Below are 24,716 nucleotides of genomic sequence, written 5' to 3'. Positions count from 1 at the left end.
GCACTAACCTTCAAACGCACTCACTTCAAGCCCTGCCAAACGATATCCAACCGATGCAATGTCGCCTTGCCAACCTTCTGTTGACAAAGTACCAGTGACCCAAATTGCATCGTACAAGTTATCTATCGGCACACCTTCGGAAAATTTTACATAAACTATTTGATTTGATGGCGGAGGGGGGACATGCACGCACGCGCCAAAATACGGAACGAGTAAAAACTCTGTGATGGTCTCGGCATCACCTTCAAGCGGGACAACAAAACCAGGAATTTTGACAAACTCACCATTGAGCTCTTCTTTCAGTGGCGCGTTAGGTTGTGCTTGTGTCATGTTGAAACTATGGTTGAGCTCAGCAGGAGGCACTACAAACCCTTCTGGTACTAAGTCTTCCCAGTACATTTCTTTGGGCTCTTTTGCCTGACTAGTGAATGCTAGCAGCGTCAAAAACGAAAAAACAAATAACAAACAATTGAACTTGGCGTAAACCCTCACGCGATGCTCCTCGGTAGCGGGATTATCAAATCTGAAAAAACAAAACAGGCTCGCTAAGCGAACCTGTTCAATCTACCAAAAATCGATACTCTATTGTACGTTTGTGATGAATTTGTTTTTAATCAGCGTGCTTTTCATAGCGCTCTGCGCTTGACACAATTTCGGCTTTTGCAGCGTCAATACCGGCCCAGCCATCAATTTTAACCCACTTGCCCTTTTCCAAATCTTTGTAGTGAGCGAAGAAATGTTCTACTTGGTCTTTAAGCAAAGCTGGCACATCATCAATGTCCTGAACATCATTGTATGACTGAGATAACTTAGCGACGGGTACTGCAATGACTTTTGCATCTTGTCCAGATTCATCTGTCATATTCAATACACCAACCGGACGGCACTTTATGACCGAGCCTGCTAGCAAAGGATGGGGAGTCATCACCAATACATCAACTGGGTCGCCATCGTCTGACAGCGTATTGTTAACGTAGCCATAGTTAAGCGGGTACTGCATGCACGTGCCCATAAAACGGTCAACAAACAGCGCACCAGTGTCTTTGTCTACTTCATATTTGATGGGAGACGAGAACGCAGGTATTTCAATAATCACATACACTTCATCGGGTAGATTACTGCCCGCTGGTACATTGTTCAAACTCATGTTGCTTCCTTTAAATTGGTAAATTTTGATTAGTGGCTAAAGCATTCAGTATAGTCAATCGCGCGCTTTCAATAAAGCGCTTCACATTAGCGTGCTACGCCGTCTAAGTAAATTGCTTGCGACAAATGTCTTAGCATATTGCCTGGCTTTAGTTTAGGCTATTCATAATACGCTAAGCACGCTTCTATTTCGTCTTTTGAACCCAATAGTGTTGGCACGCGTTGATGAATCTCATGTGGCATCACTTCCATGATGCGCCCTTCCCCTGTCGACGCTAATCCACCGGCTTGCTCAATTAAAAATGCCATAGGATTGGCTTCATATAACAAGCGTAACTTGCCCGGTATTTTTGGGTTCCGTTTGTCAAAAGGGTACATAAATATGCCGCCACGACACAGCACACGATGTATATCACCTACCATCGCAGCCACCCAGCGCATGTTGTAGTCTTTTTTACGCGGCCCTTCACTGCCAGCAATTAAATCTGATACATATTGCTGAATAGGCTCCTCCCAATGACGCTGATTAGAGGTATTGATTGCAAACTCACTGGTTTTCTCAGGAATGTTAACATTGGCTTGTGTAACCAAAAATCCGCCATGCGTTTTATCCAGGGTATACAAATGTGTCCCGCGACCAGTGGTCATGGCCAACATGGTTGATGGGCCGTATAGCACGTAACCTGCTGCCACCATCTGCGTACCTGGTTGCAAAAAGGCGGATGGGTCTTCCGGCTTCATCCACTGCGGAGCATGCGTAATCGAGAATATGGTACCAATTAGGCTATTAATTTCGGTGTTGGATGAACCGTCGAGGGGATCAAAGCTGACCAAGTAGTTGCCGTCAGGGCTACATGGCACCACGTCCTCTTCTTCTTCAGAAGAAATCGCTTTGACATACCCGGATTCGCGCAAGGTATCTTTTAATATCTGATTGGAAATAACATCCAATTTTTTTTGTGTTTCGCCTTGAACATTTTCACTCAAGGTCGAGCCCAGTACGCCCGCTAAATCGCCCTGACTCACCCTGAAGGAGATTTCTTTACAAGCCGCTAGTAAAGTACGGATAAGCAAAATGAGTTCAAGCGGCGCACCGTCATGTTGCAGTTGGGAGTTGAGGCGTTTCATCGGTTAAATGTCCTTACTGTGTGTTGATACGAAATACTCGGCAGCACCTATTGTAGTGACATGCACGAATTGCTCAACTAAATACTCGGAATATTCGCTATACAGAGTTTTGTTGACACTAGAGCGTTGATCTTTGCTGAATGATTTTGCAGCATTATTATAAGCTGTGATGTTAGTGAGTATTTAACTGAAAATTAAAATTCAGTCTTTTTCCGGAAACTCACCTATCGATTGGGTAAGAGCAATTAAATTTTTCCACAAGTGGATTTCAACAGCATACCAGTATGTGCGCTCATGCGAGCCTTCAAGCTGATTTGACTGTAATATGGATGATTTTTGTTTCGCAGTACCCTAAAACAATTAAGCGAGCGCAAGCTTCTGATACACTAGCAAAGTACCTGATTCATTCATTTTTTAAAATAGACAGTTTATGCACGTACACATATTAGGCATATGCGGCACCTTTATGGGCGGCATTGCGGCCATTGCAAAAAGTTTAGGCTACACCGTTACCGGCTCTGATCGTAACGTTTACCCGCCAATGAGCACACAGTTAGAACAACTTGGCATTAGCCTGTCGGAGGGGTATGACGTTTCGCAGTTTGACCCCGCACCTGACATCGTCATTATTGGAAACGCAATGGCGCGCGGTAATCCGGCGGTTGAGTTTGTATTAGATAGAAATTTGCCCTATACCAGCGGTCCACAATGGCTGTTAGATCACCTGCTAAAAGACCGATGGGTGCTTGCCGTTGCTGGCACTCACGGTAAAACAAGCACAACAAGCATGCTTACTTGGATTCTTGAGCATGCGGGATTAGAGCCTGGTTTTTTGATCGGTGGGGTGCCTGAAAATTTCGGCATTTCGGCGCGCATTGGCAAGAGCCCCTTTTTTGTAATTGAGGCTGACGAGTACGATAGCGCATTTTTTGATAAGCGATCTAAGTTCGTCCATTACCGTCCGCGCACCTTAATTTTAAACAACCTAGAGTTCGACCACGCAGATATTTTTGATGATTTGGACGCTATCAAGCGCCAGTTTCATCATTTAGTGCGCACGGTGCCTTCAAATGGCTTAGTCTTATCCAAAGCGGCCGAAGCCAATATGGAGTCTGTGCTTGAGATGGGCTGCTGGAGCGAGCAACAGTTTATCGGCAACGCGCATAAAGCCCTATGGCAGTCGCAACCAATCAAATCTGACTGTAGCGAGTTTATTGTATCTTACGCAGGAAAGGCGATTGGTACGGTTCATTGGAATCTGATTGGTGAGCACAATATGCACAATGCCTTAATGGCAATTGCGGCTGCTCACCATGCTGGGGTGAATTTTGAGGACGCGATCAGTGCCCTATCGTTATTTAAAAACGTGAAACGTCGCATGGAAGTCAAAGGCTTAGAAAAAGGCGTCACGGTATATGACGACTTTGCGCACCATCCTACTGCAATAAAAACGACGATTGAAGGGCTTCGCAACAAGGTGGGTAATCAAAAAATAGTGGCCATTTTAGAACCCAGATCAAACACCATGCGTATGGGAGTGCACAAAAATCAATTGGCTCAGTCTTGGCTGGTGGCTGATGAGGTGCATTTGCTAGAACCCAAAAACCTAGACTGGTCGCTTCAACAGCTTGTGGATAACAGTAAAGTGCCTGTAAAGCTATACCAAAGCACGCAAGCTATCGTCAATGAGGTCATTCCCTCTCTGCATGCGGGCGACCACGTTTTAGTGATGAGCAATGGTGGCTTCGATGCAATTCATTCACAATTACTCGATGAACTGTCAAAGCGAGCAAACGTGTAACAAGCGATAACCATATAATAATTAGGATACGATGAAGCATGAGTAGTCAGGTAGCGAAACAACGGTCAATCACACTTGCCATTACAGGTGCATCTGGTGCGCCTTATGCTGTTAAACTATTAAAAGAGTTAGTGAGCGCCGACTATCATGTTTTTTTGCTTATATCCTCTGCGGCTAAAGTGGTGTTTGCGACAGAGGAGGATTTAAAAGTGCCTGCTAAACCTGATAAAGCTGAAGAGTTTTTCGCCGAGTTAGCCCAAGCCAAGCCCTCGCAAATCACCGTATGTGGAAAAGAAGAATGGTTTTCACCCGTTGCATCAGGCTCTGCTGCTCCCAAGCAAATGATTATTTGCCCCTGTTCAACAGGCACACTGTCATCGCTGGCGGTAGGTGCATGTGACAACCTGATTGAGCGGGCGGCAGACGTGGTTATCAAAGAAAAGGGGCAATTGATTCTTGTGCCACGAGAGATGCCACTGTCAAGCTTACATCTTCAGAATATGCTGACACTTTCAAACTTAGGTGTGACTATTATGCCTGCCGCGCCGGGGTTTTATCATAATCCTAAATCCATTGAAGATTTAGTCGACTTTGTGGTAGCACGAATTCTTGACCATATTGGAGTCGACCAAGCTTTAGTCTCGCGCTGGGGCTACGATCAGTCGCGCTAAAATAATGTATAACCTGAATCCTGTCATAGCGTTTTCGTTACCTTTCTCAGCCCAACGGGCGCGTCTGGATTAAAGCCAAAACTTAGCGCAATAGCTTCTATATCTAAATAAAATCGTTGCATAACCAGCAAAGCTTGCAGTCTTGGGTGTAGGTCATGTGATGCGTTTGATGAAATCAGATTGATTACTTCCCCGCCTTGAGACTTTACTTCCTCAACATGCGCTTGGTGTGCACTTGAAGTCTCATCTTCAATCTCGACATTAATCAGCACCATTTTTTGTGCCACTAAGGTAACCGGACCGTGCAAAAATTCAGCGCTACTATAAGCTTCAGCGTGAATGCCACAGACCTCTTTAAATTTAAGTGCGATTTCTCGAGATATGGCATAGCCAAACCCTCTTCCTAATACCATGCAATGGCTCACCTGACTCAATTGCTGACTAAGCAGCTGAGCGCTTCCCTGAATCGTTTGGCGCATGCACTGGGGCAACTTGGACAAGCCTTTAAGTAAGTCTTGTGATTGCGACCATGTGGCTACCAAGGCGATGATGGCGCTTAAGGTACATAAATAGCTTTTTGTTGCAGCAACTGCTCGCTCTTTTCCAGCATGCAGGGGCAAAACAAGTTGAGCAAGATTCGCCAGCGGTGAATCCTCATCATTCACTATTGCTAAGCACAAGGCACCTGATGTTTTTGCAAGCTCAAGTTGCTTTAGTATATCGGGACTTCGACCTGACTGTGATATGCAAATTACGAGCGTTTTTTGCAGTTTTAAGGCCCTACCAAACAATGTGCAAACAGAAGGAGCGGCCGATGCAACGGGCAGTCCAAGTTCTGTTTCGATTAAGTATTTTGCATATACGCCGGCATGATCAGACGACCCACGTCCAATGATCATTACCGATAAGGGGGCAAAAGCCGCTATTTGAGCGTGAATTTCAGTCAAGCGTGTTGTATTAGCACTAAGCTGTTTTTCGATTCTATCTGGCGTTTGGCGCGCCTCCATCCTCATAAGTGATTCACTCATCGAGGAAAGCTCACTTTACCCATGCTGATGTTGGGCATACTTGTAGAAGACGCAGGGAAGTCTATAGCTTCACCGCTTATGGTTTCGTTAGCGAGAAGGGCAAAAAGTACCGCCTCTTTGGCATCTGGAGGCACCGATAAATCTGCAGTGCTTGAAAATTTCACTGCGGGTAAACCTGATTTAACAAGTGTTTCAATGCGCTGCATTAACAAAGGGTTGTGCACGCCACCACCACTGGAATAAACCGACACTGTTCTTAAGTCTTCTGCAAGCGAACAAATGCTATTTGCAACGCACACTGCCGTAAATTCACATAAGGTGGCCATTACGTCCTCATGAGTTAGCTCACTATTGCCCAATTGCAGCTTCGCGCTCGATATGGCGGAATCAAGATACTGAAGATTAAAAAGTTCAGGACCGGTCGTTTTGGGCATCCCCAAGTTAAAAAATACATTGTCGAGCAGAGCAGCAAGCAGCGGTTCTGATACCTTACCTTTGCTTGCAATTTGCGCATCAGAATCAAAAGTGGCGGGTGCAAAATACTGTTGTACATATGCATCCATCATGGTGTTACCCGGCCCAAGGTCCGAACTTAGAATGGATGCGCGACTGTCTTTGGGAAGCAAGCTTAAATTAGCGATACCGCCTAAATTTAAGAGTATTCTATTTTCTGTGTCGCTTTTAAATAGCAGGTAATCACCGTACATAACCAGTGGAGCACCCTGCCCACCGGCCGCGATATGTTTTTGCCGAAAGTCGCTAAGCGTAATGATGCCCGTCAAATGCGCAATATGATCACCGTCGCCAATTTGTAGCGTCGCATTAGGAAACTCCTCCAACCCATGCTGAACGCGTGGGCTGTGATAAATTGTCTGCCCGTGACTTGCAATGAAATCCACGTCTACGCGATCAACGGTGAACTGATCCAATGCCTCGTTCACCATCTTTGCATGCTGCCGAGCAATCCATGCATTCATTAAACACAAGTGTTCTATGCTGGCGTGCTGTTTGGCGAATACTTCTTTTACTTTGTCGCGGTAGTCTTGTTCGTATTCGAGGGTGAGAAAGTTAAGTAACTCGCAACTCGTTTGCGTGCCATGTCCTGAGATTTCACATAGCGCTATATCCAAGCCATCAAGCGAGGTTCCGCTCATTAAGCCAAGAACCATTCTGCTCGGTTTAGCTGCAATTTCATTTAATTTAAGTATATCTCTATGCATTTTGCCTACGTGAGTAAGGAGTCATATCACAATCTAAAGCTTGTATTACCAAGTCGCAACAATACCAATTTAAAATACCAAAGCAATACATTTGGCTTAGATAGTCTTAAATTAGACGTTATTATGCTCATATTGATTAATTTTTAATCATTATTACATTGACAGCTTCAGTTTTTAAATATAATTTTAATACCAATTAAATACCTATTATGCATTTCATCAATAGTTAGCAAAGGACGATTATGAAACCTTTCCAAGTCAATACCATCACAAAGCACTTAATTATCGCACTATCGGCCACTGTGATGCTCAGTGCTCCCACTTTTGCTCAGCAAGCAGCGGACGATGAACAAGCCGAGGTCATTGAAATCACTGGATCACGAATAGCGCGCACTGAATTAAGCGCTACCAGCCCTGTATTTACCATTGATGAAATTCAATTAGAAACGGATCAGGCAGTCACTATTGAGGACATCGTCAGAAAACTCCCTCAAGCCGCAGCAGGGGCAAATAGCACAGGTGCCACTGTAGGTGATTCGCTTGGCTCATCTACTATTGATTTGAGAGGACTGGGTCAAAACCGCACATTGGTGTTAGTCAATGGCTCTCGCGTGGTGCCTTTTAGCTTTCGAAATGCGGTAGATGTAAACGCCATACCTGCGGGTTTAATTAAACGGGTCGAAGTACTGACTGGCGGCGCGGCAGCCGTTTATGGCGCAGACGCAGTAGCAGGCGTCGTCAACTTCATTTTAGATGATGAATATGATGGTTTTGAAACGACCGCAGGCATAGAGTTTAGCGACGGTGGTGGTGAAGTGTTCAATATTGACGCCACCATGGGGACCAATATAGACAACGGGCGCGGCAACATTACCGGCTACATTGGTTATACCAAGCGTAACGAGCTTTTAGCGGGCGATCGCGACTTTACACAGGGTACGCCAACCAATGTTGCTGGGTTAGGCGGCAACTTTACCGATATTGCCAGCGATAGAAACTTCAGCTTTACCGACACCGGCGCGCTGTCGGACACGACACAAACCACTAATATCACACCTGAGCGTTTTTTGATTCAGCCCCTTGAACGTTTAACCGGTAATGTGTTTTTCAATTACGACCTAATAGATGATGGGCTTGAGATGTACGGAAGAGCCATGTTTACTCAAGTGAGAGTCACAGGCGCTGGATCGACTGGACAAACGCCCGTATCGGTAAATGAACAAATAACGATTTCGCAAAATAATCCTTTTGTGACCGACGCAATTTCGAACTTACTTACCTTTGATGCAGATGGAAATGCACTGCTAGGCGTGCAAAAAAATCTCGGATTTGGCTTACAAGAAACTCGCACAGTCAGAGATACTATCCAATTTCAACTGGGCTTTAGAGGTGACATTACCGACTTCATTGGCTGGGACATATACGGCCAATACGGGCGCACTGACGGCACCGCCACCGTTTACAACAACGCGATTCGTCAAGACTTTCAGGGCTTAGCCAATACTCGAAACATTTTTGGGCCTACTGACTTTAGCGATCTTAGCTCCCCTATCATTCACTCTGACCGTCAGCGTATTCAATCGGTTGTGAATTTCACGATTTCAGGCGACTCTGCCGACTTTTTCGAGCTTCCAGCTGGCCCAATTGGCTTTGCGGTGGGTTACGAGTACCGTGATGAGGAAGGGGTTCAGACGCCAGGCACTGCTCTGGTAAGCGGCACCGCCTATGGACTTGGCGGCATATCGGCAATAGACGCCAGTTTTGATTCAAAAGAGTTTTATGGTGAGTTGCTTGTTCCGCTTTTAAGAGATCTTCCGCTCATTAAAGAACTTTCGGTCGAAGGCGCATACCGCCATTCAGACTACTCCAATGTGGACTCTGCAAGCACTAACAAAATTGGTTTGAGCTGGGCGCTGAATGATGATTTGCGCTTCAGAGCAACGCGACAAACCGCTATTCGTGCGCCAAATCTTGGTGAGTTTGCAGGACCGGAAGTTGCGCTTTCATTGGCTTTGTTCGATCCCACTAGCTCATCTTTTATTCCTCGTTTAGGAGGACGATTTGATGGCGATCCTTGTTTAGACGGACGCGGTGACACCGCACAATGTCAGCGACTTGGCGCAGCCGCTCCCGGCACCCCTTTTGATACATCACAAGCCATTTATACCTTTGGCGGCAACGACACCATCCAACCAGAAGAATCAGAAACGTTCAGTATGGGTCTTGTTTACACACCCGAATTTGTCGAGGATTTAGACTTGACCATCGACTATTACGATATCGAAATTACCGATGCCGTTAGCCAAATTCAGCCTATAGCCGCTCTGACGAGTTGCTATATTGATGACCCCAATGAAGGCAATCCTCTGTGTGGCGCAGTGTTGCGAGACTCAAGCACAGGTTTAATCAGTCAAACCTTGGTCAACGATTTTAACCTAGCAGTGCTGGATCAGGCTGGCTTTGATATCGGCCTGAGATACGGTTTTGGTGACATCAGTGATAGTATTCGAAACGTACAATTTAGCTACCAGGGTAATATTGTCGATTCACAAAGCCGACAAAACAATGCAACCGTGCCGGCCTTAGACTGTAAGGGAACATTCGGTACTTCATGCACGGGTGACTTCGCCAGCATACTGCAAGCAGACTATCGCCACCGAGCATGGGTTGATTTTGAGGTCAGCGAATTGAATATACAACTAGGATGGCGTTTCATTGGTGATGTAGATGCTGCCTTGGATGATAGCATCAGTATTGGTTCGCAAAGTTATATCGACCTTGCAGCCACATACCAATTTGGTGACAATTACGAAATTACGGTTGGCATTGATAACTTGCTCGACGAAGAACCTCCGTTACCTGAAGCTGGCGGTAACTTCTTCGGCACTGTTAGTGATTACGATACCATTGGCCGCACCATTGGTGCGACGTTTCGCTTCAGACCTTAAACAAAAACAGCGGTTTGGACATCTCAAACCGCCGTTTTTATGCAGAGGATGACACTATCAAAGATATCCTACTAGACCAGCTCAATGCGCAATGGCAAGGCTCCACTCCGTTATATCAACAGTTAGCTAGCAAGTTGCGTCAGCTTATATTGGGCGGTCAAGTGAAAAGCGGAGAGGCAATACCGTCGGAGCGACTGCTGCAAGCGCGCACGGGGGCTTCTCGCGTAACCATCCGAAAAGCGGTAGATTTGCTGATTCAAGAGGGTTTGTTGTTTCGGCGGCAAGGCGCAGGCACCTTTATTAGTGAGCGCATTGAGCATAAAGGTGAAGACATAACCGGCTTTACCGACGAAATGCGGAATTTAGGCGTCGATCCTAGTTCAATTTGGTTAGTCAAAATTTATGCAGACTCTACTGACGACGAAGCGAGCGCACTTCATATTGCAAGTGGCGATGCGGTTTGTCGTTTAGGTCGGGTGCGGCTCTCAGATAATATGCCTATGGGCATTGAAAACGCCGTAATCCCTGCCCAGTTTTTGCCAGATTTAGCGTCAGTGAATGACTCGCTTTATCATGCCTTAAATGAGCAAGGTTACGCGCCTGTTCATGGCACTCAAAAAATCACTGCATCAATCGCCTCACCAACTGAAGCGAGTCTGCTGTCGATACGTGAAGGCGATCCCGTTTTGCGTATTGAGCGCTACACCTATCTAAACGACAATACTCCTTTGGAGTACACACGTAGTGTTTATCGAGGCGACAAATACGTGTTCACATCTAAACTGCACAGTTTTGGTTCGGGTTGGTAAGTTGGCATCCTTATCCTTTGCGATTATGTTTACATTCATATTTTATCTCATTGCCTTGTTCTTATATAAACGAAATATTTTCATAAAGGTATAGCCCATCTGCGATTTGTTTGTATCATAAGAGTTGGAATCTAACAGACAACAGTGAAACTTTATGTATTTGAAAACTGCAATAATACTTTCTGCATGTATGAGCATCTCTTGGGCGCAAAGCGCGCTCGCTTGGGGTCAAACCGGACATCGTGTGACGGGTGAAATTGCACAGCAATACCTTAGCGAGCAAGCTAAGGCAGCTATTGCATCAATACTGCCCAATGAAACACTTGCCGAAGCGTCTACTTATGCGGATGAAATGCGTTCGAATCCAGATGAGTTTTGGCAACAAGTTGCGGGTCCATATCACTATGTGACCGTGCCCGAAGGGAAACGCTATCAAGACGTTGGCGCGCCCGAAAAAGGAGATGCATATATTGCATTACAAGCATTCACAAAAACACTCAAAGACCCCGATGCCTCACTTGCCAGCAAACAGCTTTCTTTACGCTTTGCCATTCATATTATCGGCGATTTACACCAGCCTTTACATGCTGGCAACGGCACTGACCGAGGTGGAAATGACGTGCGTGTCCAGTTTTTTAGAGAAGGCTCTAATTTGCATCGTGTATGGGATTCTGGACTCATCGATAGACGCCAACTGTCATATTCGGAATGGAGTGCTTGGTTAGGCAGTAAAATAAGCGATGAACAAGCGCAAGAATGGATGATTACCGACCCACTTGTTTATATTGCTGAAAGCGCCAACATTCGTGATGAAATCTATCCGCTAAGTGATGAGCTATCATGGCGCTATCTATACGATCACATCCCAACCGTAAAGCTTCGCCTACAACAAGGCGGCGTGCGCATTGCCGCTTACTTAAACGACGTGTTTGATGATGCCGGTAGTGCTAATTGAGCTGCGTTACTCTGGAATTTCGAGCGGCTCGGGCGAGAGAATGATGCCCGTGCCGTCAGCATAAACAAAATCTTCCGGTAAAAACGTGACCCCAGCGAAGTTAACGGCAACATCAAGGTCGCCAATTTCTCGACTCTCAGCCGCTACTGGAATTGCATTGACGGCGTGTACGCCAATATCAAACTCCTCAATCAAATCTACTTCACGAATAGCCCCATAGCAAATAATCCCCTCCCAGCCATTTTCAACCGCCAGTTGCACATTATCAGCGTCAAGCAACGCTCTTCGGGTGGAGCCGCCCCCATCTATGAGTAAAACTTTGCCTACGCCACTGCTCGCAAGGACTTTGTCAACAAGACCTCTGTCTTCAAAACATTTGATGGTTGTGATTTCACCTGCGTAGGAAAACGCACCGCCATAATTGGTAAAAATAGGGGCAACCACATCGATGCTATCGGCATACATGTCGCAAAGCTCTGAGGTATTGATATCCATAAATGATTGGCTCTTACATTGAGTAAACACTATCACCCTAGTAGAAAAACCTGAGTGAGTAAACATTTGTGAAATCTTCCACCGGCGCAATACGCGCTAATTCGCGTCACAATATAAAATCAAAACGCGCTTAAAGGCCTATTCTACTTGCATTTTTAAGCTTGGCAGTGCAATGTTGCGGTATTAGAAGTTTATATATTTAAAAGCCCGTGAACATCCAAAAATCGACATATTTAAGGTCGGCTTGTCTGATGCTTCTGCTCCTTGGAACAGTCGCATGTGGACAGCGTGGTCCTTTATACCTGCCCGAACAAGAAGCCGAACAAAATAAGGCGCAAGAATCAACACCTCCTGAGCAGACTAGTTCTGAAAATAAGGACTAGACATGGATTATTTTAACTATAAAAACGGAGAGTTATTCGCAGAAGATGCGCCAGTGAGCGCTATCGCTGCTGAACATGGAACGCCAGTCTATATATATTCTCGCGCTACGCTAGAGCGTCATTGGCACGCTTTTAATGATGCAATGAGTAAGCACAAACACCTGATATGTTACGCCGTGAAAGCCAATTCTAACTTAGGCGTACTTTCGGTGCTGGCTAAACTAGGGTCTGGTTTTGATATTGTCTCGGGCGGAGAGCTTGCTCGCGTAATCGCTGCCGGTGGTGACCCAGCCAAAGTAGTATTCTCTGGTGTAGGCAAAACGCCTGAAGAGATTAAATACGCCTTAGAAACGGGCATTAAGTGCTTTAACGTGGAATCTATTCCCGAGCTCGAACGAATTAATCAGGTTGCTGCAGACCTTGATATGCAAGCCTCGATATCGCTGAGAATAAACCCAGATGTAGATGCTAAAACGCACCCTTACATCTCAACCGGTTTAAAAGCGAATAAATTTGGTATTGCCCATGAAGACGCCATTAGCACCTATCAAAAAGCAAAAGCCCTTAGCCACTTAAAGATTGTGGGCATGGATTGCCACATTGGCTCACAGTTAACAGACATTTCGCCGTTTGTTGATGCGCTGGAAAAACTTTTACACTTAATTGATGAGCTTGCGACGCTCGGAATTGACATAGAGCACTTGGATGTAGGCGGCGGTCTTGGTGTAACTTACGATAATGAAAATCCGCCTCATCCACGCGATTACGCAGCAGCAATGGCTGAGAAGATGAAAGGCCGTGAGCACCTAAGCCTAATATTGGAGCCCGGCAGAGCCATTGCAGCCAATGCGGGTATATTGGTCACCAAAGTTGAGTTTTTAAAGCAGGGCGAAGAAAAGAATTTTGCGATAGTGGATGCAGCGATGAACGATCTTATTCGTCCAGCGCTTTATAGCGCTTGGCAAAAAATAGAGGAAGTCAGTCGCTCAAAGCAGCTTAGCAACAAAGAAGCAGCTGTATATGATGTGGTAGGGCCGGTATGTGAAACCGGAGATTTTATCGGCAAAGATCGCAAGTTGTGCATTGCGCAAAACGATTTATTGGCGGTAAAAAGCGTTGGTGCATATGGTTTTGTCATGGCGAGTAATTACAATAGTCGCTGTCGACCTCCTGAAATCATGGTAGATGGCGCAAAAACAGTGGTAGTGAGAGAACGTGAAACATTACCCGATTTGTTCAAAGACGAACATATCATTCCATAAAGGAACAACGTCGCAGTAATAGAACAAGTGGACAATGATGAACGCATCGAACAATAAGAATAATCAGTCGCAAGCTCACCGAGCGCCGAATCAGCACTCTCATAGTAAGCAGCCTAATCGCCATGCGAAAAAACCCGTGCTTAATTTTTCCAAAATGCACGGGCTCGGGAATGACTTTATGGTCATAGACAACGTGACACAAAACGTGTTTTTCTCCAAAGACAAAATTCAAAAGCTTGCAGATCGCAATTTTGGCGTTGGTTTTGATCAGCTATTATTGGTCGAGCCGCCTTACGACCCAGATCAAGATTTCCACTATCGCATATTTAATGCTGATGGCAGCGAGGTTTCGCAGTGCGGAAACGGCGCCAGATGTTTTGCGCGTTTTGTGCGACAAAAGGGCTTAATTAACCGCAACAAAGTCGTGGTGAGCACCAAAGCCGGTCGCATGGTTTTATATTTAGAAAAAGATAATTTGGTTACGGTAAATATGGGCAAGCCAGCTTTTGACCCATCCCAAATACCTTTTCAAGCGAATAAGCAGGAAAACACCTATATTATTCGCGGCCCTTATCCAATTGAGCAATCTTATTCACCAAATAATGCTGGAACAACTAGCAATGAACACACCTATTTTTGCGGCGTGGTTTCCATGGGAAATCCTCACTGCGTAATCGAAGTAGACGATATAGAAACCACAAATGTAGAGAGTGTCGGTCAGTATATTGGTCAACATGAACGTTTTCCCGAGGGGGTCAATGTTGGCTTTATGCAAATTGTTAATGATAGCGAAATTCGCCTGCGCGTATTTGAACGGGGTACTGGCGAGACGCTAGCATGTGGGAGCGGTGCGTGCGCCGCGGTTGCAGTTGGCCAAATCCAAGGTAAACTGGGAAGAGAGGTCGAAGTAAGCTTACCCGGCGGAAAACTAACGATTAAATGGCAAGGCGGCGACTCTGTGCTTAAGATGACTGGCCCGGCAGAACATATTTATGATGGACAAATTCCTTTATGACAAACAATGTAAGCTCAGAAACGTCGCAACTCGCGTTTGATGATATGAACGAAGCTAATTCTGATGAAAAGCGCGTTAACGCAAGCAAGAACAAACAGACCTTAGCGAATAACAGCGAGGTCATTGCGCATGACGTGGCGGTGTATTTGCAAGATCACCCTGATTTTTTTCTGAGCTACCCAGAAGTACTTGCAGAGCTGCACGTTCATCATACTAATAAAGGCGTAGTGTCACTGACACAACTTCAGTCTGAGCAGTACCGAGACAAGATAAAAACCTTAAAGAAACAACAAGATAAGTTGATTGCCAATGCAAAGCGTAATGAGCTGATTTACTCAACGTATGCAAAACTCAACTTAGCCTTGATCAAGTGTACCGACTTTAGTGCGCTGGAGAATGTTTTACATGAAGAGCTATGTCAGTCCTTGGGCTTAAGTGAAGCACATATTTATCCGTTCTCACAAAATGCTGGCAGCGTTCAAAGCGATAACGGTCGCATTTCGGAGATTCAGCAACGATCGCTGCTAGACAAGAAACTCAACGGAAAAGACTTTTATTTTGGTCGCTTGGGGCAAAACGAAAAGAATGTCTTATTTCCAGATGAAGTGGCTGAGTCAGTTGCGTTGATGACCATTGGCGACGATAAACCTATTGCGCTATTGGCGATTGCTAGCAAAGATCCGCTGCATTTTACACCTGATATGGACACTACTTTGCTTAGCTACTTGCGCGATTTTCTGTCTTTCCACTTGCCTAAACTCCTTTAAGCAAAGGCGTCTAATGACTAACGACGCCAAATCAGATCATACCCAGCGCGTGTCTAAGGAGAATGAACAAGTCATTGACGCTTTGATGGCGAGTTTTTTGCGCGAATGCGAAATTGAGCGCCAGCTTTCACCCCACACCATCGCCAACTATCGTCGCCAATTAACCTTGATTGTAAGCATGTTAAAACAAGCGGGAAAATGGAAGGGCTGGCAAGCCATTACGATAGATGATTGTAAAACGGTGCTTCAACTTGGCAACAAACGAGGCTTGTCAGCGCGCAGTATCAATTTACAGCTAACCGTACTTCGCAGCTTTTGTGAACATTTGCTCAAAATAGGGGAAATCACACATAATCCAGCCAAAAGTGTGCATGGGGTCAAGGAAAACAAACCGCTACCTAAGCAATTGAATGTTGACGAGATGGGCGCGCTACTCGATTTTGAAGGCGATGATTTTTTTGCAACGCGCGACAAGGCTATGTTCGAACTACTCTACGGTTGTGGTATTCGATTATCAGAGCTTACAAGCCTAAACATGCTGGACGTCAGTGAAATAAATGCGCTTCGTGATAACCCTGCATTGGCTTCAAGGCAGTTTATGCTAAAGGTAATGGGTAAAGGAAGTAAGCAGCGAATGCTGCCCATTGGCCGCAAAGCCGTTGAAGCCATAGCAAAGTATTTACCTCGCCGAGAAGCACATTTAAACATGAATAGTGGCGACCAAGCATCTGCGCAAAACGCTGACGTGCAGCAGGCACTATTTTTGTCAAAGCAACGAAGACGCTTAGGGAATCGACAAGTCGCTAATCGCCTCGACCACTGGGCAAAAAAACAAACTCTATACCAACAAATAAGTCCGCATACCTTGCGCCATTCTTTTGCCACTCACGTATTAGAGTCGAGCAATGACTTAAGAGGAGTTCAAGAATTGTTGGGGCACGCTAATTTAAGTACCACCCAAGTGTATACGCATTTGAACTTTCAACATCTTTCTGAAGTTTACGATAAAGCCCATCCGCGGGCGAAAAAGAAATGATTGTCTACAAAACCATCAACAAAATATCTGCCGTCACTTTCGATTTAGACGATACCCTTTATGCGAATTGGCCATATATTGTAGAGGCAGAGCAACACCTGCGCGCGCATATTAAGGCGCGCTATCCTCTGGCTGCACATTTGAGCAGTAACGATTGGTTTTATTTTAAACGAGAGGCGCTAGCTGAGTCGCCTGCCTTAAAGCATGACATGGGGGCACTTAGAAGCACAACACTGACCAAAGCTTTTTTAAGTGTGGATATGCCAAGCGAACAAATCCCAGCGGCGGTGAGCGATTGCTTTGAAACCTTTTATTTTAAACGAAGCGACTTTTCACTCGATAAATCCGTGCATAAGGCACTGCGGCGACTTGCTCGGAAAGTGCCCTTAGTCGCTATTACAAATGGAAACGTAAACCTGGCACAAATTGGCATTGAAACTTACTTCGATCACGTTTTGCATGCAGGCAAAGGCATGCGAATGAAGCCCTATCCAGATATGTTTGAGGCAGCATGTGAAAGATTACAGCTAAAACCCAGTCAAATACTGCATGTTGGAGATAATTTAGAAAAAGATATCTGGGGCGCTACTCGAGCAGGTTTCAATACAGCGTGGTTTGCCTTCGACCGACCAATGAATTTAAATAATGAACAAGCACTGACCCTGCCTCATGTGCAGCTAGCATCATTGAAAGAAATCAAAACACTAATCGCCAAAGAATGAGGAATGCAGAATGAGCAATGACGTTTATACGCCACCAAACATTTGGACCTGGGATAAAAGCAGCGGCGGCAAGTTCGCAAATATTAACCGCCCCATCTCAGGTAGCACTCACGAAAAAGAACTTCCAGTGGGTGAACATCCATTTCAGCTATATTCCCTTGCAACACCAAACGGCGTAAAAGTCACCATTATGCTTGAAGAGCTACTTGAGGCCGGGTTTGATGAAGCCGAGTACGATGCTTGGTTAGTCAACATTCAAGAGGGAGAGCAGTTCTCAAGCGGTTTCGTGGGCGTGAATCCGAATTCAAAAATTCCGGCACTCATGGATTTTTCTGGTGATATTCCGCTCAGAGTGTTCGAGTCGGGCTCCATATTGATCCACCTGGCGGAAAAGTTTATGCAGTTTTTACCGGCACAAGGCCATGACCGAACAGAAACCCTTAATTGGTTGATGTGGCAAATGGGCAGCACGCCATTTTTAGGCGGCGGCTTTGGGCATTTTTATGCTTACGCACCTGAAAAATACGAATATCCAATCAACCGCTTTGCCATGGAAGTAAAACGCCAGCTCGATGTGCTCGACAAACAGCTAGAAAATCACGAGTACATCGCCGGAAACCAATACTCCATTGCCGATATGGCCATATTCCCATGGTACGGTTTACTGGCTCATGGCAGTTTGTATGAAGCTGGCGAATTTTTGCAAGTAAAAGAGTATAAACACCTACAGCGCTGGACCCAAAAATTGCTTGAGCGCCCTGCAGTCCAACGTGGTCGGCTTGTTAATAAAGTATGGGGCGAAGAAGACAAACAATTAAAAGAGCGCCATTCGAAAACGGATTTTGAGGGACTTGTGTAGTTCGCGGTTTTAAGCCATTTTTATATGCTTTGTGGATATCTAACGCACTCCTTAGCACTTCTGAATCTTATAAACCACTATTGTCCTGTAAAAGGGGAGAGTCGGTCGCTCTCCTCTTTTTGTGTTAAGCTAAGGCCATTGTGAGCTACACAATGGTCTTGCAAAGTCATGCTTAAAATCGGACATACGTTCTTTTGTCAATTACATAGACTCTGCGGTTTAAAAAAAACAGTCGCCGCCGCTTTTTTGCTGCTCATCAATATGAGCATACACCCGGCTCTTGCCATCCAAGGCAATGCAGTTTTAATAGGCGCTGATGTCAGCATCACCCTATCTGAGAGTCACCTGCGAGAGCGAATTCAAGCACTTAATCCCAACGCCGAGCTGATTCTGAAAATGCGCTCCAGACAAGAAATAGAGGCTGCACTGAGGGCACTGGATGATACTAATCGCGCCATATTGACCGATTTATGGATACGAACCTTAAGCTACACGGCAACAATAGAGACTCATCATCAAACATGGCTCAACGACATGCAGCATAATCAGACAATGGTTCAAGGCAGTTATACCGAGCACCCCGGCAAAGTCATACCTTTTATTAATATTCCACTTGCTGCCAGTAGTGCGATTTACACTCGTCAGGTGTCTCAGCTAAAGCGAAAAGTTCTAAGTGAATGGGCAAATCAAAGCCTTAATTGGGCTGCGTGGTTGAGTGTTGACGACGCACACTCAGACGCAGTCATTGCATTTTTGAAGACGCTGAAGCCAACGGAAGCAAACGCCATTGCAATTGAGTTGATAGAGCAAGGGTTAATGAATGAGTTTGAGGACAATCATGCGATAAGTATTTTGTTATCCAAGCATTATTCTCAAGATTTGTTTGCTCACTTTCTAAAGAGCCCACCAGACGAATTTACGTATCAATATTTGCAAAAACTGCCACTGAAGAGCGAACACTATGAAGCAGTTGAGCAACTCGCACAGGCGATTGAGCAGCCAAAACTCAGTTCGCAAGCTTTATTATCGCTAGCCACTCATTATTCGGATGATGAACTAGCCCAAGCACTTATCTTAAGTGCGCTAGATAACAAAAAGCATCAATTACACGCGGTTGCGGCCCTTGAACGCGTCAAAAACGAAGCGTTCAGACGCGCTTTGCAGGAGCGCTATAATCGTGACAATTCACCATTCGCGAAACTGGCAATCAAACAACTTCAAAAGGCGGCGCTCAAATGATCAGCTTTTATAGATGGTCTTTTCTCATTTGTACACTGTTAAGCACGCTACCTGCCGTGGGGCAAACCTTCCAATATACCAACACCGAAGCTGGCCCCACTGAAATTCCTCTTGGCTATGAAGTCCCCCTCCCTATTGACTCACTGACCCCTGTCGACGGTTTTCGTACTTACAGCAGTTTAAATTTAAGGCATCTGCAGCTAGCCCTAACATCAGAGCTTGTTCAACAAATACAGATAGGCGATACCATAAACGGACTGCCGATTTATGCTTACCGTTTTGGTGACAATAACGACGAAACCTCTGAGGGATTTAAAGAGGGCGCAGCGCTCATCAATAGTGGTATCCATGCGAGAGAATGGCAAACTCCCGAAGCAATCACGGGCTTGATGGAGTTTTTACATGAAGCGCAAACAGATCAACACGTCGTCCAGTTCATTTTAGAAAACAGTCAGTTGGTGCTTATTCCAGTGCTTAATATTGACGGATTTATACAGACACAGCGCTTTGCTGAGCAGGTAACCGCATCTGTACAAACCCCAAGAGACGGGCGCATGAGACGGAAAAACATGCGCAATGTTGACCAGGACTTAGAAAGCGCTTTCGATAATCTAAATGGCATCGATCTCAATCGTAACCTAAACCCTTACTGGGCTACAAGCAATAGCAGTTCAAGCAGTGAATCAAGTCTTGTTTATCATGGCACAGCTGCCGCGTCTGAACCTGAGACGCTCGCGCTTCAGCAGGCTGCCCTTGTCTCAAATGAAGATAGACTACGGTTTTACATAGACACCCATTCGTTTACGCAAGTCTACATTGCTCCATCAACCAGTAATGCAAGGCGAAATCGATTAAGCCAAATCCTTGGTAGCATTATGCGCGCAGCCAATAGTTACAAATATGCCTACAGTCAGCGAGCAGCAGGTTCAGGCATAGGTTCCACCGATGAATTCTTTGCCAATCAATACCAAGCTATGTCATTTACACTAGAGATTGAGCCTGCTAGCTCAAACGCCCAATATGGCGGAACAGGTGTTTCTCATGGCGGGTTCGTCCTACCTAATTCAGAAGTCGATAGGATGCGGGGCGAAATAAGCAGAGCCACGGTGGCGGGCTTGTATGCAGCGGCATTTCCACCTGCTGTTGTGGGCTTGGAAGTTATTCGCATGAGCGACCAAGCAACTGTGTTTCAAGGCGATTTTACAAAACAAGGTGAACAACGCGTCTTAGATATTGCATCAAACAGTCCGATTGTAGGCAACACACAATACCAAATGCTTGTTCGCTTTAATAAGCCCATGCGTCAGCTTAACGGTGAACAAGTAGTGGGGTTTTCTAATATCAGCGATGCTCTCGATATCCAGTTATCGCTAGAAGGGATCATAAATGGACAGGATGCGCTATATACACTGGACGCTACCCAAGGAGAATGGGCTGTCCAAAGCGACTATGTAAACTATAAAACCGATACCTTCATTCAACCATTTACTCTCCCTGCGGACTTTGACTGGTCAAGCCATTCTTTACTCGCACTTGCTGTTGATACTCAGGATTTTACCGGTCAAGCTCTGGATGCAGATTCATCTACCAATGTGGACTGGTTAGACGGCGCATGGACGGGTTTCGAAGATAGTAATGGAAATGATGCTAGCGATACCGGAGGCACAAGCAAAGCTTTGCGACTTATTGATGATGGCAGTGAGTTATTCACACCAATATCTCCACCAGCTCCACCGCCAAGCCCTAACGCGCCAGCATCGCCAGAAACTGGCGGTGGTGGGTCAATCAATATTGTGTTTTTATGTGTTGTTTTTTCTATTGGCGCATACCGAAGGCGTTTTGGTATCAAACGGATAGCCAAACTTTACATATTTTGAAGTACACAGACGCTTTATCTGTGATTCGCAGTAGACCTTCGATTTTTTGGCTTCTTTGGCCGTTTTGCCTTGACCGCCTTTAGATCAGGTGTTTTTAGTGGACTGCTAAGAGAGAAGCCTTTGATGTGTTTGACTTCAATGACTTGTTTGATCAGGTTTTGGATCCCGGCCACTAAATCAATGTCTTCTTCTGTTACAAAGGATATTGCTTGACCGGTTTCACCAGCACGGCCTGTTCTGCCAATTCGATGCACATAGTCTTCAGCCACATTGGGTAAATCGAAATTAACGACTTGAGGCAATTGTTTGATGTCGATGCCTCTGGCCGCAATATCGGTAGCCACTAGCACGCGTACCTTACCCGATTTGAACTCAGCTAATGCTTTGGTGCGCGCCCCTTGGCTCTTATTTCCATGAATTGCCGCTGCACTGATATCTCGTGCATTGAGCTGTTTAGCGATGCGGTTGGCGCCATGTTTTGTGCGAGAGAATACCAATACTTGCTGCCACTTCTCAATATTGATGAGCTCCGCTAACAACTTGCTCTTATTGCCCTTTAATACATGCACAACGCTATGATTTACGCTACTAGAGGTCGTGTTTTTAGCCGCAACCGAAATCTCTACAGGCTCATGCACAATATTTGCGGCAAGCTTTCTGATTGGATCGGAAAATGTCGCTGAGAAGAGTAAATTCTGACGTTTGTTCGGCAAAAGTTTGATGATTCGTTTAATGTCATGGATAAAGCCCATATCCAGCATACGATCAGCTTCATCAAGCACAAAGGTTTGAATATCGTCAAAACGAACGGCGTTTTGTTGATACAAATCCAGCAATCGGCCAGGCGTTGCAATCAAAAAGTCGCAACCGCGTTTTAGCTTTATCATTTGTGGATTAATACCTACTCCACCAAATGCCACTACAGATTTAAGCCTGGTATATTTACTATAGGTTTCAACATTGTTGGCCACTTGGGCCGCCAGCTCGCGTGTTGGCGTAAGAATAAGTACTTTGCATCTGCCACCTTTGCAAGGCAGCTTTTCAGTATGTAGCTTTTGAATAAGGGGCAAGGTAAAGGCGGCCGTTTTCCCTGTTCCGGTTTGTGCCGCTGCCAGTACGTCTTTTCCAGTAAGCAGCACCGGAATAGCTTGTTGTTGAATAGGCGTAGGGCTTTGATAATTTTGATCAGCTATTGCTTTGAGTAAATCAGAGTGAAGGCCAAGCTGCGAAAATGTGATAATGATAGGGAATAACCACTTGTATTTGCTGTAAAGCGCGCAGAGTACAGCAAGCTAGTCAATTGAGCAAACAATGCGCACTAGATCCACCTTCGACTCATATTCTTAAGGATTAATTGTCGGAGAAAAACACTGTTTTGCGATGGCTACCCAAAGGTCAATACCCTTTTCTAAAAGCGCATCGTTAAAGTTATATTGAGGGGTATGCAATGCTGCGCTATCTTCGCCATTGCCAAGTCCAAAGTAACATCCTGATTTTGCATTGAGAAAATAAGAAAAGTCTTCTGACCCCATAAAGGGCTTGAACTCAGTAATCATACTGGTTTTAGGCAACCATTCGTGCACCGCTTCTTGCAATACTTTGGTTGCGTTTTCATCGTTGATTACAGCAGGATACTTTTCTTCGTACTTGCAACTTATGTTCACCCCATACGCTTGCCCGACATGCCGACACATATTCAGGATTTGCTGCTTTAGTAAAGTTTGAACATTTTGATTGAATGAGCGACATGAACCTTTTATGTCGGCACGTTCGGGGATTACGTTGTAAGTATCACCCGCGCTTAATTTGCCGATAGATACTACAGCACTGTCCAGTGGACTCACTTTGCGAGACACAATGGTATTGAATGACTGGATCAATGCGCTTGCTGCGACAATAGGATCTGCGGCTAAATCGGGAATAGCGCCGTGACCACCTCTTCCCTCAATAGCAATATCGAAAATATCAAAGGCCGCTGAAACTGGGCCCGGCTGCGCCATAACGGTGCCCAAGGGCACTCCAGGAATGTTGTGCAAACCATAAATAGAATCTACTGGGAACTGCTCAAAGAGGCCGGCATCAAGCATTGATTTCGCGCCGCCTTCATTCTCTTCTGCGGGCTGAAATATGAACAAAATATTCCCCGCAAAGCTATCCATTTGTGAGAGTACCTTAGCCGCCCCAAGCAGCATAGCCGTGTGACCGTCGTGCCCACAGGCATGCATCACTCCTGCGTGAGAAGAGCAATAAGCGAGCGCATTTGACTCAACTATAGGTAAAGCATCCATATCCGCTCGAAATGCAACTGTAGGGCCATCTGATTTCTTTAACAACGCCGCCACGCCTGTTTCTGCAATACCTGTGGTGACATGCAAGCCGTATGATCTTAGTTCCTGCGCTACTAAGTTGGCCGTCTGAAACTCTTGATAAGCAAGCTCTGGATACTGATGAATGCGCTGTCGCAATTGCACCATTTGTTCAGCAGTTTGTTTGATCAGTGTATTAGTCATTGCTGCTTCCAAAGCAATGCGCTGCGAAGTTAGACAGATACTGATTAAACACGCTCGGCTGTTGCAAGAAAACGGCATGTCCTGCGTCATTGACTATGTAAATCCTTCCTTCGAATAGCGTTCTAATTGGCAAAGCCTCCAAATATGATAAATTAACAAATTGTTCGTCGTGGCCATGAACAATAGCAATAGGTTTGTTCCAAGTCGCGACAAATGCCTTTTGGTCGGCCCCATCATCGCCTTGCGCCCAGTTTGCTGTCATTGCATTCCTGGCTTGTGGATCGGTTCTTTGAGCGGCCGCTACTAACGATGGGCTGATACATTCCCCGTACAGCGCGCTAAGATATAGCTGCGCATCTTCGTCTGTAAATTCAGCTTTTCCTGTAAGCGCCATCACTTCATTTTGTAAAAATGCTGAAGGTATATCACTAAGTCCAGGGGCAATAGGCGGCGTGCCGGTAATCATCAGCCCCGATGCTTTGAAGCCTTGGGCAAGCATTTCTATGCAAATATGCCCGCCCAGTGACCATCCCACGATGACTGGCGATGAGATAGCAAGTTGCTCGAGAACATAAGCGCAAGATTTCGCATATTCGCTGATCGTATACTGGCGTAGGGGGTCTGTCGCATTCCCCGATTGACCATGCCCCGGCAAATCAATCGCCAATACTTGATACTGTTCACTTAAGGCCTCTATTTGATGTACAAAAGCGTCTTTGCTAGCCGTGTTGCCATGAATAAATACTAGTGTGTGTTTGACACTTAAATCATTGTTGCCGCTCAGTCCGTAGGCAATTTTCAACCCATCTTTTTCAATTGCGTTAGTATGCTCAAACATAACTGTG

Annotated in this window: 23 protein-coding genes; 14 read left to right on the top strand and 9 right to left on the bottom strand. The window is 45.5% G+C overall.

The window, feature by feature from the left end; genetic code table 11:
- Window positions 1-3: 3 nt before the first annotated feature.
- From PN836_RS15260 to PN836_RS15250, 3 genes are all read right to left on the bottom strand, one after another.
- Window positions 4-465, bottom strand: coding sequence for a DUF3299 domain-containing protein (locus PN836_RS15260; RefSeq protein ID WP_395345695.1), 462 nt, complete (start codon window positions 463-465; stop codon window positions 4-6).
- A gap of 145 nt (window positions 466-610) precedes the next feature.
- Window positions 611-1,147, bottom strand: coding sequence for an inorganic diphosphatase (ppa, locus tag PN836_RS15255; protein ID WP_395339809.1), 537 nt, complete (start codon window positions 1,145-1,147; stop codon window positions 611-613).
- A gap of 158 nt (window positions 1,148-1,305) precedes the next feature.
- The gene (locus PN836_RS15250; protein ID WP_395339807.1) at window positions 1,306-2,274 is read right to left on the bottom strand and encodes a class 1 fructose-bisphosphatase; all 969 of its coding nucleotides are present in this window, start codon (window positions 2,272-2,274) and stop codon (window positions 1,306-1,308) included.
- A 430-nt stretch (window positions 2,275-2,704) separates the two neighbouring features.
- Here PN836_RS15250 and mpl point away from each other — a divergent pair, with 430 nt between their 5' ends.
- The gene (mpl, locus tag PN836_RS15245; RefSeq protein ID WP_395339804.1) at window positions 2,705-4,075 is read left to right on the top strand and encodes a UDP-N-acetylmuramate:L-alanyl-gamma-D-glutamyl-meso-diaminopimelate ligase; all 1,371 of its coding nucleotides are present in this window, start codon (window positions 2,705-2,707) and stop codon (window positions 4,073-4,075) included.
- Between the two features lie 38 nt (window positions 4,076-4,113).
- Entirely contained in the window at window positions 4,114-4,746 is a 633-nt protein-coding gene (locus PN836_RS15240) for a flavin prenyltransferase UbiX (RefSeq protein WP_395339802.1), read from the top strand.
- Between the two features lie 23 nt (window positions 4,747-4,769).
- Here PN836_RS15240 and nagB-II read toward each other — a convergent pair whose 3' ends face one another.
- Entirely contained in the window at window positions 4,770-5,774 is a 1,005-nt protein-coding gene (gene nagB-II / locus PN836_RS15235) for a glucosamine-6-phosphate deaminase NagB-II (protein ID WP_395339800.1), read from the bottom strand.
- On the bottom strand, window positions 5,771-6,994 hold the full coding sequence (locus PN836_RS15230; protein WP_395339797.1) for an anhydro-N-acetylmuramic acid kinase: 1,224 nt from the start codon (window positions 6,992-6,994) through the stop codon (window positions 5,771-5,773). The genes nagB-II and PN836_RS15230 overlap by 4 nt, the downstream gene beginning before the upstream one ends.
- 242 nt (window positions 6,995-7,236) lie before the next feature.
- Between PN836_RS15230 and PN836_RS15225 the strand changes: the two genes are divergently transcribed.
- The 3 genes from PN836_RS15225 to PN836_RS15215 all read left to right on the top strand — a co-directional run bounded on the left by PN836_RS15225 (window position 7,237) and on the right by PN836_RS15215 (window position 11,706).
- Complete coding sequence (locus PN836_RS15225; protein WP_395339795.1) at window positions 7,237-9,942, top strand: TonB-dependent receptor plug domain-containing protein; 2,706 nt, start codon at window positions 7,237-7,239, stop codon at window positions 9,940-9,942.
- Between the two features lie 14 nt (window positions 9,943-9,956).
- Complete coding sequence (locus PN836_RS15220) at window positions 9,957-10,751, top strand: GntR family transcriptional regulator (RefSeq protein ID WP_395339793.1); 795 nt, start codon at window positions 9,957-9,959, stop codon at window positions 10,749-10,751.
- 154 nt (window positions 10,752-10,905) lie between these two features.
- Entirely contained in the window at window positions 10,906-11,706 is an 801-nt protein-coding gene (locus PN836_RS15215; RefSeq protein WP_395339790.1) for a S1/P1 nuclease, read from the top strand.
- 6 nt (window positions 11,707-11,712) lie between these two features.
- Here PN836_RS15215 and rraA read toward each other — a convergent pair whose 3' ends face one another.
- Entirely contained in the window at window positions 11,713-12,201 is a 489-nt protein-coding gene (gene rraA / locus PN836_RS15210; RefSeq protein WP_395339787.1) for a ribonuclease E activity regulator RraA, read from the bottom strand.
- 251 nt (window positions 12,202-12,452) lie between these two features.
- Between rraA and lptM the strand changes: the two genes are divergently transcribed.
- The 9 genes from lptM to PN836_RS15165 all read left to right on the top strand — a co-directional run bounded on the left by lptM (window position 12,453) and on the right by PN836_RS15165 (window position 21,361).
- A complete protein-coding gene (lptM, locus tag PN836_RS15205; protein WP_395339785.1) occupies window positions 12,453-12,584 on the top strand; it encodes an LPS translocon maturation chaperone LptM in 132 nt (43 codons plus the stop codon).
- A gap of 2 nt (window positions 12,585-12,586) precedes the next feature.
- Window positions 12,587-13,846, top strand: coding sequence for a diaminopimelate decarboxylase (gene lysA, locus PN836_RS15200; RefSeq protein WP_395339782.1), 1,260 nt, complete (start codon window positions 12,587-12,589; stop codon window positions 13,844-13,846).
- 154 nt (window positions 13,847-14,000) lie between these two features.
- Window positions 14,001-14,861: a diaminopimelate epimerase gene (gene dapF / locus PN836_RS15195; protein WP_395345692.1), complete on the top strand. Its 861-nt coding sequence runs from the start codon at window positions 14,001-14,003 to the stop codon at window positions 14,859-14,861.
- Entirely contained in the window at window positions 14,858-15,628 is a 771-nt protein-coding gene (locus tag PN836_RS15190) for a DUF484 family protein (RefSeq protein ID WP_395339780.1), read from the top strand. The genes dapF and PN836_RS15190 overlap by 4 nt, the downstream gene beginning before the upstream one ends.
- 85 nt (window positions 15,629-15,713) lie before the next feature.
- Entirely contained in the window at window positions 15,714-16,664 is a 951-nt protein-coding gene (locus PN836_RS15185; RefSeq protein ID WP_395345689.1) for a tyrosine-type recombinase/integrase, read from the top strand.
- Window positions 16,661-17,386, top strand: a complete 726-nt coding sequence (locus PN836_RS15180) for an HAD-IA family hydrolase (protein WP_395339777.1) — start codon at window positions 16,661-16,663, stop codon at window positions 17,384-17,386. The genes PN836_RS15185 and PN836_RS15180 overlap by 4 nt, the downstream gene beginning before the upstream one ends.
- Window positions 17,387-17,396: 10 nt before the next feature.
- Window positions 17,397-18,245: a glutathione-dependent disulfide-bond oxidoreductase gene (gene yghU / locus PN836_RS15175; RefSeq protein ID WP_395339774.1), complete on the top strand. Its 849-nt coding sequence runs from the start codon at window positions 17,397-17,399 to the stop codon at window positions 18,243-18,245.
- A gap of 261 nt (window positions 18,246-18,506) precedes the next feature.
- Window positions 18,507-19,484, top strand: a complete 978-nt coding sequence (locus tag PN836_RS15170; protein WP_395339772.1) for a hypothetical protein — start codon at window positions 18,507-18,509, stop codon at window positions 19,482-19,484.
- Complete coding sequence (locus PN836_RS15165; RefSeq protein ID WP_395339770.1) at window positions 19,481-21,361, top strand: M14 family zinc carboxypeptidase; 1,881 nt, start codon at window positions 19,481-19,483, stop codon at window positions 21,359-21,361. Before PN836_RS15170 ends, PN836_RS15165 begins: the two co-directional genes overlap by 4 nt.
- 14 nt (window positions 21,362-21,375) lie before the next feature.
- Here PN836_RS15165 and PN836_RS15160 read toward each other — a convergent pair whose 3' ends face one another.
- The 3 genes from PN836_RS15160 to PN836_RS15150 form a co-directional block, all read right to left on the bottom strand.
- A complete protein-coding gene (locus PN836_RS15160; RefSeq protein WP_395345686.1) occupies window positions 21,376-22,599 on the bottom strand; it encodes a DEAD/DEAH box helicase in 1,224 nt (407 codons plus the stop codon).
- A gap of 105 nt (window positions 22,600-22,704) precedes the next feature.
- A complete protein-coding gene (locus PN836_RS15155) occupies window positions 22,705-23,871 on the bottom strand; it encodes a M20 metallopeptidase family protein (RefSeq protein ID WP_395339767.1) in 1,167 nt (388 codons plus the stop codon).
- On the bottom strand, window positions 23,864-24,709 hold the full coding sequence (locus PN836_RS15150) for an alpha/beta fold hydrolase (protein WP_395339765.1): 846 nt from the start codon (window positions 24,707-24,709) through the stop codon (window positions 23,864-23,866). Before PN836_RS15150 ends, PN836_RS15155 begins: the two co-directional genes overlap by 8 nt.
- Between the last annotated feature and the right edge of the window lie 7 nt (window positions 24,710-24,716).

It is taken from the genome of Ningiella algicola (assembly GCF_028401415.2).
GTDB lineage: Bacteria > Pseudomonadota > Gammaproteobacteria > Enterobacterales > Alteromonadaceae > Glaciecola.
The sequence above is the reverse complement of the archived record's forward strand: the minus strand, read 5'-3'. Positions and strand labels throughout refer to the sequence as shown.